General features: G+C 40.7%; 1 pseudogene. It reads right to left on the reverse strand.

The window, feature by feature from the left end:
* A pseudogene (locus tag AXE77_RS04355) lies at positions 1–241 on the reverse strand (hypothetical protein); the annotation flags it as partial.

The raw sequence follows: 241 nt of genomic DNA on the forward strand, positions 1-241 counted from the left end.
CCAAGCACAAGCACAATTCCTTTGCCTTGCGAATCTCTCTGATTCTTAGGAAACCAAGAAGCAACAGTTTTCAAATGTTTAACAGCACGAAGTTTACGAATATAAGCTTCTTCAGGATGTGCACAAACAGAAAAAGCAGTATCTTTAAACGTCGTACACTGAGGCACAAAAGGTCCAGAGCGAATCCAAGGTTTTGGACCCCACATAGCTATACAACAAGCGCATACTATTGGCATAATTA

The sequence above is a fragment of the Gardnerella massiliensis genome, from assembly GCF_003408845.1.
GTDB lineage: Bacteria > Actinomycetota > Actinomycetes > Actinomycetales > Bifidobacteriaceae > Bifidobacterium > Bifidobacterium vaginale_H.